This is a genomic window from Paraglaciecola sp. G1-13 (assembly GCF_055809255.1).
In genome coordinates, this window is the sequence record NZ_CM147903.1 from 364,814 (window position 1) to 379,055 (window position 14,242).

The 14,242-nt window shown below is 44.6% G+C and carries 8 protein-coding genes; 7 read left to right on the forward strand and 1 reads right to left on the reverse strand.

The genetic code is table 11. The features are described from left to right. The first annotated feature begins 87 nt into the window (after positions 1–87). The 4 genes from AC0L6N_RS01605 (at position 88) to AC0L6N_RS01620 (ending at position 9,657) form a co-directional block, all read left to right on the forward strand. Positions 88–1,893, forward strand: a complete 1,806-nt coding sequence (locus AC0L6N_RS01605) for a sensor histidine kinase (protein WP_473478250.1) — start codon at positions 88–90, stop codon at positions 1,891–1,893. A gap of 428 nt (positions 1,894–2,321) precedes the next feature. Next, positions 2,322–4,388, forward strand: a complete 2,067-nt coding sequence (locus AC0L6N_RS01610; RefSeq protein ID WP_473478252.1) for a catalase — start codon at positions 2,322–2,324, stop codon at positions 4,386–4,388. Between the two features lie 512 nt (positions 4,389–4,900). Continuing rightward, positions 4,901–7,546, forward strand: coding sequence for a TonB-dependent receptor (locus AC0L6N_RS01615; RefSeq protein WP_473478254.1), 2,646 nt, complete (start codon positions 4,901–4,903; stop codon positions 7,544–7,546). A gap of 119 nt (positions 7,547–7,665) precedes the next feature. Further along, on the forward strand, positions 7,666–9,657 hold the full coding sequence (locus AC0L6N_RS01620; protein WP_473478255.1) for a tetratricopeptide repeat-containing sulfotransferase family protein: 1,992 nt from the start codon (positions 7,666–7,668) through the stop codon (positions 9,655–9,657). Between the two features lie 647 nt (positions 9,658–10,304). Here the strand turns inward: AC0L6N_RS01620 and AC0L6N_RS01625 are convergent. Beyond that, positions 10,305–11,042: an SDR family oxidoreductase gene (locus AC0L6N_RS01625; protein WP_473478256.1), complete on the reverse strand. Its 738-nt coding sequence runs from the start codon at positions 11,040–11,042 to the stop codon at positions 10,305–10,307. Positions 11,043–11,445: 403 nt separating this feature from the next. Here AC0L6N_RS01625 and AC0L6N_RS01630 point away from each other — a divergent pair, with 403 nt between their 5' ends. From AC0L6N_RS01630 to AC0L6N_RS01640, 3 genes are read left to right on the forward strand one after another with little or no spacing between them, the layout of a single operon-like run. Further along, positions 11,446–12,423 (forward strand): sialic acid TRAP transporter substrate-binding protein SiaP, encoded by a 978-nt coding sequence (locus AC0L6N_RS01630; RefSeq protein WP_473478258.1) that lies wholly within the window; start codon positions 11,446–11,448, stop codon positions 12,421–12,423. A gap of 2 nt (positions 12,424–12,425) precedes the next feature. Beyond that, on the forward strand, positions 12,426–12,950 hold the full coding sequence (locus tag AC0L6N_RS01635; RefSeq protein WP_473478259.1) for a TRAP transporter small permease: 525 nt from the start codon (positions 12,426–12,428) through the stop codon (positions 12,948–12,950). 2 nt (positions 12,951–12,952) lie between these two features. Beyond that, positions 12,953–14,233 (forward strand): TRAP transporter large permease, encoded by a 1,281-nt coding sequence (locus tag AC0L6N_RS01640; protein WP_011573661.1) that lies wholly within the window; start codon positions 12,953–12,955, stop codon positions 14,231–14,233. The last annotated feature ends 9 nt before the right edge of the window (positions 14,234–14,242 follow it).

Consider the following 14,242-nt stretch of genomic DNA (forward strand, 5'->3'; position numbering starts at 1 on the left):
TTTTCTTTAATAACAAAAATAGTGCAAAGTTGGCGGCTTGCTGAATACGTTATTCAACTCTATGATTTTTATACTAGCAGATTTTTAATGGAAAGCTCCACGATGCAAATCCCGAGTATTTCACTGCCAATTTTCACCATTGGTAGTGCTGAGATTCAATTAACTGAATTGAGTGGATGGCGAGAACTTGTACATATAAATAATTTACGAGGAATGAAGAAACAGTTTCGGTATGACAAGCCTGCTCTCATAGTGGCCTGTATCGCTAGCGCTGAAGATGAGCAATTGAGCGAACAAGTGACACAGTTTGTAAGACAAGGGTTAATGAATAATGATACCCGCATAATATTGCTTCATCAGCCAGAATACGATTTAGATCAGGTCAGCTGGTTGGGTACCATGCAAGTCAATGGTTGCTTACTGGCAGAGCAAAGTAAGCGAGCATTTAACCTTTCTATTCTTAATCGAGAAATTGATACCTTCATACATATTGAAAACAATCGTCGACAACACGATGCTGAAACAAACATGCTTATGTGCATAAGTCAGTTTTCACGAAGTTCGGAATCCGTAGCCGAATTATTAAAAGTCTTCTCGTCGACGCTTTCCGCTTTATGTTACTCGTCATGTTGTTTACACATCAAAATACTTGAGCATGATAGGGGCAGCATCGAATACTGTGATATTGAAAACCTCGCTGTAGTAGATGCTTTTAATCGTGCGCTACATTTACCCGTACTACCGGGTTTTTTGAATAAAACACTCGATGAAAAACAACCCCAGATCAATTTGATACCCGAAGAGATCGAACTAGCCGAAGTAGAAGAAAAACTCAGTGTCGCAATAGGCAGCTACCTAACATTTCCGATTGTTGCCTACAGTAAGGCACTTTATTTATTAATGTTTTTTGTTTCGGATGAGCAGATGGATAAGGTGTCCATGAAGCAAATTAACGTGATCAACAAAGCATCTGAACAATTGACCTTATTATTAGAAAGACGGCAAGCAGAGCATAGTTTAAAGCGTCAGTATAAGCGTCTCAAGGAGACACTTGTTGATCTAAAAACGGCTAAACAAGCATTACAGCATAAGGAAAAGATGGCCAGTATTGGCCAAATGGCAGCGGGTATTGCGCATGAAATTAATAACCCTTTGGCCTATGTGATGACGAATTTTTCATGCATGGATGATTACCTAAAAAGTATTATGCAGCTGCAATCGCTGCAGTCAGAGTTTTTAGCATCGATTGACATAGGGCGAGATCATAAAATTACCGAGTTGAGAAATAATATCGCTAAATTCGAACAAGACGAAGGTATGGAATTTATCCTAGAGGATATCCGTAGTGTGATATCAGAATCCCATAGTGGACTTAAACGGGTGAAAGACATTATCACAGACCTAAAATCTTTCACTTATAGTCAGTCTAGTGAATTAGAAGTATGCGATTTAACCCAAGTTCTCGATGATACATTGAAAGTCTTGTCTTACGACTTAAACGGAAAAATCACAGTTGAAAAAGACCTAGTAGACCTTCCCAGTTTCATGGCTCACAATGGGTTGATGCAACAAGTCTTTACGAATTTGATTAAAAACGCAGCCCAAGCGCTGACGCAAGCGCAGGTTCAAAACCCGAAGATCTGTATCAAAACGAAGCGCTGTGAAGACGTTATACAGATAAGCGTTAAAGATAATGGCCCCGGAATTCCTATCGAGGCGCAGGAGAAAATCTTTGAGCCGTTCTACACCACAAAATCGGTGGGAGAAGGCACAGGCTTGGGCTTATCAGTGACGTTTAATATCATCAAAAAATTAGCTGGCACTATCTCGATTAATAGCGAGCTGAATCAATTCACCGAATTTACGATGCAATTTCCCGTCGCCATAGAATAAGTGTGTTTGAGCGCGTTATTTTATTATGCTAGCAAACTGTTGCGACCAGCAAATGCACTGGATGGTGCGTCTTGTTACTGTTGATTTTACCCTATCAACCTGATGCCACCACTGCTACGTTTACGCTTTATTTATCCGCTATCTTGTCTTCTACTAAGGTCCTTGATTCACCATCCTGAAGTTAATCACGTCGGCGCAATATAAGGGGGCTTGAAGTGTAGAAAATTTACATTCTTTAGTGTAATTGTTTTCTCATTATTCCAACGAAGTGACGAGCGCGTGATGGGGAAATGCCCTACGCCCCATGTCTTTCCTGAACTTAATTTATACATGATGTAAATGGCCTTTCTTTTGCAGTTGCTCTACGGCGGGCGTCTTAACGCTCTGGGCGTGCTGACGCAACTTTCCCCAATTATGAAGGACTAGCCATGACTGAATCATTTAAATATGCAGGCAATAAAGGCAAAGGCGGTGAATTACACCAACCGGCCTCAGATACTCATCCCACTATGACTACAGCTCAAGGTTGCCCGGTGAGTGATGACCAAAATTCCCTTAAGGTCGGCACGCGTGGGCCGGGCTTGCTAGAGGATCAAGTATTACGAGAAAAGCTCTTTCACTTCGATCATGAGCGCATCCCTGAGCGAGTTGTACACGCCAGAGGTTATGGTGCCCATGGCTTTTTCGAAACATATGACGCACTCGATGACCTAACCTGCGCTGACATTTTTCAGCGCAAGGGCGAGAAAACACCCGTATTTGCACGTTTTTCAACGGTAGCGGGCAACAAAGGATCGCCTGACTTAGCCCGTGACGTTCGCGGCTTTGCAGTCAAATTCTATACCCAAGAAGGCAATTGGGATTTAGTAGGTAATAATATTCCGGTGTTCTTTATTCAAGACGCTATGAAGTTTCCAGACCTTATTCATTCAGCCAAAGCCGAGCCAGACCGGGGGTTTCCTCAAGCGCAAACTGCTCATGACAACTTCTGGGATTTCATAAGCTTAACACCTGAATCTATGCACATGGCTATGTGGGCGATGTCGGACAGAGCCATACCTCGATCTTTACGCTTCATGGAAGGTTTCGGCGTGCATACGTTCAAATTCATTAACGCCAAAGGGGATGAGAAGTTTGTTAAGTTCCACTGGAAACCAAAAGGTGGTATGCAGTCGGTGGTGTGGAACGAAGCGCTCAAATTAAATGGGGCTGATCCTGATTTTCATCGCCGAGACATGTGGCAAGCAATTGGACAAGGAGATTACCCAGAGTGGGAATTGGGCGTACAGGTTTTCGACCAAAAATTTGCCGACGAGTTCGAGTTTGATGTCCTTGATGCTACTAAGCTCATCCCCGAAGAACAGGTGCCGGTTAAAATGATTGGACGTATGGTGTTAGACCGCGTAGTAGATAATTTTTTTGCCGAAACTGAACAAGTCGCTTTCTGTACCCAAAATATCGTACCTGGCATGGATTTCACAGCAGATCCTCTGCTTCAAGGTCGTAACTTTTCCTACCTCGATACCCAAGTTAAACGTCTCGGCGGTCCTAACTTCACGCACATTCCTGTGAACGCGCCTAAGTGCCCTATGCGGCATTTCCAACAAGATGGCCACATGGCAATGACGAATCCCAAAGGTCGAGTCAATTATGAGCCAAATTCGTGGGATGGAGGAGAACACAACCCCAGAGCTTGCCCAGCCCACGGTTTCAAAAGTTCGTCTGAGCCAACGAGTGGTGACAAATTGCGTTATCGTTCAGAGACGTTTTCTGACCATTACAGCCAAGCTAGGCAGTTCTATATGAGTCAAACCGAGGTTGAGAAAGAGCATATTCAAAGTGCCTTGATATTCGAATTGTCTAAAGTTGAGCACCTGCCCATTCGCGAACGAATGGTGTCGCATTTACTCAACATCGACAAGACTCTGGCTCAAAAGGCCGCGGATGGTTTAGGTATTAAAACAATGCCTGAGCCTGCTGAGGCAGCGATGAAAACACGTCAAGACCTTCCTGTGTCTGATGCACTGAGTATATTGAAAAATTCACCCAAAACATTCAAAGGGCGCAAGCTAGGTATATTAATGAGCGATGGCGCTGATGCCGACATTTTTGCATCCATCACAACGGCGCTTAAGAAAGAAGGTGCCAATTATGAAGTGATTGCTCCGCAAGTCGGTGGGGTTACTTGTAGCAAGGGAAAACACATCGCAGCTCAACAAGTCATCGATGGCGGCCCTTCTGTGTTGTACGACGCCGTTTTGATTTTAGTGTCAAAAGAAGGAGCTGAACAACTAGCCACAATCCCAGAAGCGAAAGACTTCATTACAGACGCCTATGCTCATATGAAGTTCATAGGACATACCGCTGATGCTTCAGCATTGATTAAGGCGACAGGGTTAAATGACAAGCAAGATGATGGGTGGATAGACCTTCACAGCGTGTCAGCTCCCGAGTTTATTCAATCATTGCGAGACTTACGTTTTTGGCAGCGTTAAAAGAGCATCGTCTAGTCAAATCTTATAGATGACCTTTACTGGTGCGCCAGCAAAGGCATGAAAAAATCAAAAAAAAGGCCGGATAGTCCGGCCTTTTTTCTGCTTGTTATATGCGCCGATAATCCCACCGCATTGACACTGGCAAGCGACTTTTTAATTAAGTTTTCTACTCATCGAAGGCTGATTTTCGCTCTAAAAATGTACTGTTTAGACTGTATATTCAGTAGTGGTGAAATAATTCGTTTACGAAGTAAATAGCTGATATTGCATCAGTTAGCAATCAATCCTGTTGTTTTGACTGTTTTAAATCACTAATCATAAAGGAATTGTACAAATATCTGCCGACGCAGACTCGAATTCTTCCCTCATTATATTGGTTCGTGTTGAACTTATTTTTGCGCTTTGCTGTAATTTCTTTAAAATCATACTGTAGAATAAAAATTAAACAGCTTTAAACGTAAAAAAATACCCGACTAGCAACACCTAAACTAGACCACACAAGGCCAATGAGAATGAAAATATCCAAGTTAAGCTGCGCGGTCGTTGCCGCACTTGCTACTACGCCCGTCTATGCTCAGCAAGAAGCCACAAAAACAGGCAAAGCGAGTATTGAGACTATTGAAGTAACTGCAACAAAACGCTCAGAGTCGATTCAAGACATTCCCGTGTCAGTGACCGCACTAAACGGTGAAGCATTAGAGAACCTTGGGGTTGATAATTTTCAAGAATACGTCGAGTTCTTGCCTAATGTGACCTTTCAGGGTACAGGCCCTGGACAAAACGAAATTTACATTCGTGGCGCAGCAACGACCCAAAGTAATATCTCTGTTTCATCTGTGCAGGCACTTCAGCCTTCTGTCGCGTTTTACCTGGACGAACAACCGGTTTCAATGCAGGGCCGTAATCTAGATATTTACGCTACCGATATGCAGCGCATTGAGGTACTACCTGGGCCACAAGGGACCTTGTTTGGTGCCAGCTCACAATCAGGCACCGTAAGATTGATCACCAAAAAACCTGATCACACTGGCTTTGCTGCAGGGGTTGATACCAGCACCAGTTTCACTAAAGGTGGTGAAATGAGTAATTCTGTAGAAGGGTTTATAAACTTCGCAGTATCAGACGACCTTGCCTTTCGCGTAGCGGCCTACACTGATAACCAAGGCGGTTGGATTGATAACATCCGCAACGATCCAGCGAATGGCGGATACATCGGTAGCGCAGTGGTTATCGACAGAATCTCTGGCGGTGTGCTTAGCGACCCTGAAAATACTCCGGTGATTTCACCTGAAAACGATGCGTTAGTGGAAGATGACTTTAACGATGCGGTTTATTCAGGTGCGCGTTTTGGTCTGTCTTACATTATTAATGAAGATTGGGACTTATTGGTTCAACACACTCAGCAAACATTGAGCACTGAAGGCGTGTTTGCATACGATCCTAATTTAGAAGGGGAAACCTCAACTAACCGCTTTGTACCTGAAGACAACGATGACGAGTTTGGTTTGACTACTTGGACCTTAGAAGGGCGTTTAGACAAACTAGACATCGTTTACACTGGGGGATACTTAGACCGCTCAATTGACTCAACCATTGATTACACGGGTTATACCAACGGCGGTTTATTCTCTGCTTATTATGTGTGTAATTACGGTGGAGATGTTGCGCCAGAAGATGAGATTTGCTTAGACCCAACTAAGTATTACAAGGAAAAAACCGACAGCACGCGTATGACCCACGAGTTGCGCTTTAATACGCCAACAGACAATGTATGGCGTCTAACTGCTGGTGTATTCTACGATGAGCAAGACCTCAATTCAGTGGGTAAGTTTAATATCGCTAATACGGATAAGTTCGACGATTTAGCCCGAACTTTGGTAGGCTCTGAGGGGGTTAACTCAACGAGTCAACCCTTTGAGCCGAGCATCAGTTTTGTAAACGATATTCAGCATGCAATTGACCAAATTGCAGTGTTTGGCCAAATAGAATACGACCTGACCGACGACATTACCGCAACGTTTGGTGCTCGCTGGTATGAAATTCAAGATACGTATAAAGGCTCCACCACCACTGTTGATGTGAGTCGCCGTTTGCGTGCGTTCGGTACGCAAGATCCAGCTGAATTGGCGGCATCTGGTTTAGATGATGGTGTGATAGCCGCGATAGAAAGCGGTCAACTTGAAGTTGATTTACTCGATGGTGATGGCACATTGACCGTAGACGATGTGATTTTGAAAGCATCAGTTGACTGGAAGGTAAACGAAGATATCCTGGTATTCGCCACCTATTCTGAAGGCTTCCGTCCGCCTGTAACCAACCGCGTAGGTGGTGGTTTGGCGACTAATCAAACAGGGGCGTTTGAAGATTTCCGTATTCCAGTATATTCAACAACGGATGAGTTAGATAACTATGAGTTCGGTATCAAAGGTGACTTCCTAGACGGTATTTTACGTGTTAATGCTACGGCGTACTATTCTGAAATCAGTGACTTACAAACCTCACGTTATGACCCAACCAACATCAGCTTCTTGGTATTCACTGACAATGTTGGTGACGCTGAAATTCGCGGTATTGATGCTGACTTAACCTGGTTGGCCACTGACAACCTTGTTATCAACGCGGCGTTTAGTGTGTTAGACACTGAGTTGACGAGCATTAACGCTGCACTAGATGGAATAGCGCCACCTGTGGGCAGTAAACTACCGTATTCTGCTGATTTCTCGGGCAATATCCGTGCACAATACTTTTATGAGTTAGACAATGGCTTTACTGGATATATCAACGGCTCAATTAGCTACACAGGTGATCGCTTAGCGAGCATGTCGATGGACGCCTATGCTCTTGAAGACGCTGCACAGCTCGTTTATGGCGCAGGGACAGGCCTAAGCATTGAGCGTGAAGCCGCTGTGTACGAAGGCGTAACGTTTGCTGATTCAAACGGTGAGACCATTCAAGGTGGGCGTTACATCCAAGACAGTTACATACTTGCTAACCTTGCATTTGGTATTACTAACGATGAATGGAAAGCTGAGATCTTTATTGATAACCTAACGGATGAGAGTGCTATCTTGTATATTGATGCCCAGCAATACACGCCTAAAATAGTGTCTAACAGACCACGTACCGTAGGGTTAAGATTGTCTTACGACTTCTTCTGATCTTACTGATGTGCTTAAGCTTTTAAGCGCAATACGTATACGAAGGCAAGCCTATCTAGGCTTGCCTTTTTTATGTACGGGCAGGACATATTACCATTCAGTTTTTCGGAGTCGCTACATTGAGTACCAAGCATACATCCCAAGCCAAACCATCGTTTAATGAAGCGTGTAACGGGATAAAACAACTTATTCAACAGGCGAAATTTAGTCAGGCCATTGCGTTGTGTGATCAGCAATTAGTGAGTGATTTATCAAATGATAATAGAGTTGAAATACTGTATTTATTGGTCGTAGCTCAGCGGTTAAATGGTGATTTAAGTGAGGCACTCGAGTCAAATAAAATCTTGCTGGAGGCAAATGCTAAGCACGCACGAGCTTGGCAAGAAAACGGTTATTTGTATCTCGCACTGCGCGAGCCACAACAGGCCGCTCAGTCTTTCTACCAAGCTACACAGTTAAACCCCGCACTACTGGCGAGCTGGCGCGCATTACTGCCACTTTATCAACAGCAAGAAAATGCCAAAGCGGTAACCATCAGCCAAGCACAAATAGACTATTTATCCGGGCTGCCTAATGCGGTGCTAGGTGCTAAAGATTTAATGTACGAAGGGAATTTATACGCAGCTGACAAAGTTTGTCGTCAGTTCTTACAAGCTAACAAACACAACAGCGAGGCGATGTTATTGCTCGCTGAAATCGGTATTCAGCTTAAAGTATATGGCGAGGCAGAATTTATTTTAAGCAGTTGTTTAGCGCTTTACCCTGAACACAAAGCGGCCGGCATCGCGTACCTTCAGCTGTTAGCCAAAATGGCTAAATTTGCCGAAGCAAAAGCCTTGGCTGATAAGCTGCTGGCAGCCTCTGGCGATAACGTCGTCCTGTTAAGTGCTAAGGCCAGTGCTATGGTCGGGCTGGGGGAAGTGCAAGCAGCCATATCAATTTATCAAGAGTTGTTGCTAAGAAACCAAAACCAGCCGGGCATACAACTATTGTTGGGGCATGCGTTAAAAGCGTTAGGGGATTTACCGGGGGCAATCAACGCTTACCAACAGGCATATCGATACAAAGCTGAATTTGGTGACGCTTATTGGAGTTTAGCCAACACCAAAACCTATCGCTTTAGTGATACTGAGCTTGCTGCAATGGAGCAACTAGTTGTTCAACAGAATATTGCGGTAGATGACAAAGTACATCTGCATTTCGCCTTAGGTAAGTCATTGGAAGACAGGGGCTCTTTTGATGCTGCATTTTCACATTATGCCAAAGGTAATCAGCTTAAACAGCAACAGATTAACTACAATCCTGATGTGTTCGAGCGCCAAGTAGCCAAGCAAATCGACACCTGCCAACCAGAACTATTTGCACGTTTAAAAGAAGCTGGCGAGCAAAGTCCTGATCCTATTTTCATTGTTGGTTTACCCAGAGCGGGCTCGACGTTACTCGAGCAGATACTCGCATCGCACTCTCAAGTTGATGGCACTATGGAGCTGCACGATATTCTTGGGCTGGCATCAAAATTACAGGGTCAAAAAAATCAATATCCTCAGATGTTGGCCGATTTGGATGAAAGCTATTTTGCTCGTTTTGGGCAGAAGTATTTGCAAGACACACAAGTCTACAGAGCCGGCGCGCCGTTTTTTATCGATAAAATGCCGAACAACTTTTTGCACATAGGCCTAATCAAATTAATCTTGCCTAACGCCAAAATAATCGACGCAAGACGCGATCCTATGGCGTGCTGTTTTAGCGGTTTCAAGCAGTTATTTGGTGACGGGCAGGAGTTCTCGTACGGGCTAGAAGAGATAGGCCGTTATTACCGCGCTTATGAACAACTTATGACTCATTGGGACACAGTGTTGCCAGGCTTCGTATTAACAGTGCAGCACGAAACATTGATTGATGACTTGCATGGACAAGTGGAGCGGATTTTGGATTTTTGCGGATTACCGTTCGAGCAACAGTGTATTGATTTTCATAAGACTGAGCGGGCGATAAAAACCCCCAGTTCAGAACAAGTCAGGCAGCCTATATACCGCTCAGGCATGGAGCAATGGAAGCACTTCGATGCTCATTTAGGACCGTTGAAAAAGGTTTTAAACTATAACATGTAGCACGGGACAACAAAGTGTGAAACCAGCGTTGAAGATCCCAAGGGTTACGTACAAAGGCAAATTTGAAGAGTTGATTGAAAAAGCATCTGACAGCATATCTTTCGCTGTAATGGCACCGCAGTGGCGAGGAAATTTGCTCTGCGTTCTCACTATTTTAAAGGGAACAACCATTACTACATAGCGACGCCTTAATCAAAAACCGCTGGACGCATTCTGAGGCGGGCACTTAATTAATGCGGATTGGTATTGATTTGTGACAAGGGAACATAAGGTAGTACGTAGGATCGTGCCAATGTAACTTGTTAAGCACTGAGCGAATGCTGGAACCACCTGTTTTCGCAATGTGGATGTATAAGAAGCTGTAGCGCTGGTTTAGCAGCATGTTTCAATGCATTTCAAGGTCGCTCTAGCAAAACTGCCAGAAAGAAAATCACTGAATTGACACTATCAAACGGCTAAGCGAAATCGAATAGCGTGACATGATAACGCTGAACATCTCCACGTTTGTGTAAAGAAATCTCAGCGTTTACTTTGAATGAGCCGAGATAGTGCTGACAAAGAAAAGTCAGTGTCGATGAAAGGCTAAGCATTGTTGACTAACAAGCGATAGCCTGTAGGAGGGCATTTCATCTTTACGTCGCTTGAGCCTAGACGATACCGCCATTTGCTCTGAGTACTTGGCCATTTATCCATGCGCCGTCTGGACTAACTAGAAATGCTACCGCACGGGCAATATCCTCCGGTGTGCCTAATCTTTCTAACGGACTCATTTTAGCCAAACGGTCGATCAGTTCTTGCGATTTTCCATCTAAAAATAAGTCTGTCGCTGTGGGGCCTGGTGCTATCGCATTCACCGTGATGTCCTTGCCGCGCAGCTCTTTGCTTAAAATTGCACTCATGGTTTCTACTGCTGATTTTGTCGCTGCGTAGATACCGTACTGTTCCAGTTTTAAACCGACAACACTGGTAGATAGGTTCACAATTCTGCCCCCATTTGGCATTCTGTTAGCCGCCTGCTTTAGGGTATTAAATGTGCCTTTTAAATTGACTGCGATTTGCTGGTCAAAATCCGTCTCTTCACTTTGTGCCACGGGCGCATTTTTCATGATCCCTGCATTATTGATTAGTACATTCACAGGACCCAGTTCGCTTTCTATTTTGTCGAACATTTGGCTAACACCATCGCTATTCGCTACATCACAACAAACCGCTAACGCCGCGTATCCCGCATCTTTTAGTTCCCTCACCAAGTCGTCTGCGGGCGCCGGGTTTTTGGAATAATTGACTGCGACAGCAAAGCCATCGGTCGATAGTCTACGTACTATTGCGGCCCCGATCCCTTTAGAACCACCTGTGACTAACGCGACTTGAGGTACAGACATCATTATCTCCTGAGTTTGAAAACGAGCGATTGAATCAGCTTACAAGGTTTGGTTTCGAATAGGGGCGATAGAAAATTAATCTTACAATTGCGCTAGCCAAATAAGCACTAAAACCTGCTCTGGTGAGCTGACATTCTCGCCGCTTGGGTTAATTGGGTTAATTGGGTAAAGGGGCTTTATTACCTCAGCGAACTAGCGCTGCATTGATGCTCCGTTTGCACTGTGTTTTGTCGTTATGATCACCACTCTGCATATTTCAATTTCCTCAGCAACGGCCATAAAAACTGTATTTGAGAGCGGCTAGTCTGAAATACTCGGCAAGCAAACGTGCCTAACTATTTTTGCAACCTGCTAACATTTGCCTTATTATTGTTAACAATTAACCAATTAGGTTGTTTGACAGTCGATGCGTAGCTTTTTATTTTTTGTCTTAGGGGTCTTTACATTCGTTGATGTATTTGCCTCACCGCAAACGCTATTTTGGGGGCACGTCTACGAGGTTAGCGAGCCCTTGCATAAACAGGCTGTATGGGCCGCTGAGCAAATAAAACTGCGCACTAAAGGGCGCTACGATATTCAGGTCTTCCCGGTGTCTATGCTAGGTAAAGAAGCGGCGCTTAATGAAAGCCTACGTTTAGGCAGTGTCGACATTATTTATACTGGAACCAGTTTTGTCGCTCAACTATTTCCCCCTTTTGCCCTAACCGATTTACCTTATATCTATGCTAGCTATGAACATTGGCAACGCTTCAACGAAAGTGATTTGTTTGATGAGCTGGCCAAGGGCTATGCAGACATCACTCAGGGCAATCAAATTCTGGCCAATAACTATTACGGCGCAAGGCACGTGACGTCTCACACGGCCGTTCTTGGCCTAGCTGACAGCAAAAACTTGAAAATACGTGTGCCCAACGCGGCTATTTTTAAAATGTTCCCTACGGCCATAGGCGCCAACCCAACACCAATTGCATTTTCTGAGGTGTATATGGCACTGCAACAGGGTGTGGTTGATGCACAAGAGAACCCCCTACCAACGATAAAGGCCAAAAAGCTGTACGAAGTGCAGCCACATATTAGTCTCACTGGGCATATGTTGGGCTCAAATTTGAGCATTATTAGTCAACGTAGATGGGCAATGCTAAGCGCAGAAGATAAAGATATTTTTAGTACGGTATTAAGACAAGCAGCTGCCCGTGTATCTGATGAAACCCGCACCATCGAACTTGAGTTGGTGGCATGGTTTGAGACCCAAGGGATACAGGTTCACCAAATTGATACGCATGCCTTTCGCCAAGCTACCTTGGCCCTTCATGAGCCTTATTTGCCTATCGTAGGGCGAGAAAATTATCAACGTTTGTTGCAGCTAAATAGTGAAGGTAAATGAGTATGTCTTCATCAGAAGTCGATATAAACCATAGTGAACAGCCAGTTGTTGATTTGCCGATCCGTTTAGAGGAGGTGATTAGCTTAGTCATATTTTGGGGACTCGCCATTTTATTGTTTGCACAATTTTTCAGTCGTTACGCTCTCGATGCTTCCCTAGGATGGTCGGAAGAATTGGCCCGTTACTTACTGATTTTGCTGGCGTTTTCAGGGGCGAGTATTGCCACCAAAAACGATGCGCATATTGGCGTCACTCTGTTGCATAGATACTTGCCCGTCAAAATGCTTAGTGTGCTGCAACTGTGCATCGCTTCGCTCAATTTAGCTGTGGTGCTGCTGTTAATGGTATATGCCAGCCAAATTGGCTTTGCCTTGTCGCTTTACACACTGGCTTCGCTGCCAATATCAATGAGTTGGTTTTATGCCCTCATCACGCTGTTTTTACTCTTAATGGCTGGTAGAAGTGTTTTAGTGATAAAGCACCGTTGGTGCTCAATGCGTCAGGCACATATGACTGAGGTGGTGTGAGTATGGTGATCGCGGTGTTATTGATTTCTTTGCTGCTGTTAATTGCTAGCGGCACACCTGTGGCGTTTGCTTTATTGCTCGCATCAATGTTGGCGATTGTGGTGGATGGCAGCGTACCGAGTCTTGTTGTGCTGCACAGTATGCTAGGAGGCATGAATAGCTTCCCGCTGCTGTCGATCCCTTTTTTCGTCTTCGCTGGTGCTTTGATGAATAGTGCAGGAATAACCCAACGTATTTTCGATTTTACCAATGCGCTGGTGGGCTGGTTACGCGGTGGTTTAGGCCATGTGAATGTGGGGGCATCTATATTCTTTGCCGGTATGTCTGGTGCTGCGGTCGCTGACGCGGGGGGGTTAGGTGCCATTGAAGTCAAAGCAATGCGAGACCAAGGTTATGACGCTGGATTCGCTGTGGGGTTAACGGCGGCATCTTCTACAATAGGACCGATTATTCCCCCTAGTTTGCCTTTGATTATTTATGCGGTCATGTCTTCGTCTTCAATCGGAAAGCTATTTGCCGCAGGGGTAATTCCTGGGTTGGTGATGGCATTAAGTTTAATGTTGATGGTGGCTTGGTATGCCAAAAAACGTCAATACCCAAAAGACCATGGCTTTTCAGTGGTGCGCTGCGCAAGTACCTTTAAACGGGCGTTTCTTTCCCTGATGACCCCAGTATTGATTATTGGTGGCATTTTATTTGGACTCTTTACTGCGACTGAAGCGGCTATTGCCGCCAGCGCATATGCTCTGTGTTTGGGAGGGCTGGTGTATAGAACTCTGAACCTCAAAACCTTATTGAGAGTCAGCATAGAAACCATAGAAACGACCAGTATTATCATGCTGATTATTGGGGCTGCGGCTGTTTTTTCATGGGTGTTAACCACACAGCATATCACCACTGATTTCACCCAGTGGATGTTGGCGTTTACCGATAATAAAGTCACGATATTATTATTGATGACGCTCATTTTGTTCATCGTCGGATGCTTTATGGAGACAATTGCCGCCATCACCATTTTGACGCCAGTGCTGCTGCCCATAGCTGTCAGTTTAGGGGTTGATCCCTTGCATTTCGGGGTGATGATGGTGCTCAATCTAATGATCGGGTTACTGACGCCTCCTGTAGGCATGGTGTTGTATGTGCTATCTCGGGTCACCGACGTTCCTTTTGAAACATGCGCCCGAGCAACCTTGCCCTTTTTGGTACCCTTACTCATCGTATTGATGCTGGTCACCTTTATACCGGGACTGACAACGTGGCTTCCTTCGGTGTTATACCCATAGCGGCAACCT

What these genes read in the sequence shown, in the direction of transcription:
- AC0L6N_RS01635 (WP_473478259.1), top strand. Translation starts at nt 12,426, where the DNA reads ATGTCTTCATCAGAAGTCGATATAAACCATAGTGAACAGCCAGTTGTT.
- AC0L6N_RS01605 (WP_473478250.1), top strand. Translation starts at nt 88, where the DNA reads ATGGAAAGCTCCACGATGCAAATCCCGAGTATTTCACTGCCAATTTTC.
- AC0L6N_RS01630 (WP_473478258.1), top strand. Translation starts at nt 11,446, where the DNA reads ATGCGTAGCTTTTTATTTTTTGTCTTAGGGGTCTTTACATTCGTTGAT.
- AC0L6N_RS01615 (WP_473478254.1), top strand. Translation starts at nt 4,901, where the DNA reads ATGAAAATATCCAAGTTAAGCTGCGCGGTCGTTGCCGCACTTGCTACT.
- AC0L6N_RS01640 (WP_011573661.1), top strand. Translation starts at nt 12,953, where the DNA reads ATGGTGATCGCGGTGTTATTGATTTCTTTGCTGCTGTTAATTGCTAGC.
- AC0L6N_RS01625 (WP_473478256.1), bottom strand. Translation starts at nt 11,042, where the DNA reads ATGATGTCTGTACCTCAAGTCGCGTTAGTCACAGGTGGTTCTAAAGGG.
- AC0L6N_RS01610 (WP_473478252.1), top strand. Translation starts at nt 2,322, where the DNA reads ATGACTGAATCATTTAAATATGCAGGCAATAAAGGCAAAGGCGGTGAA.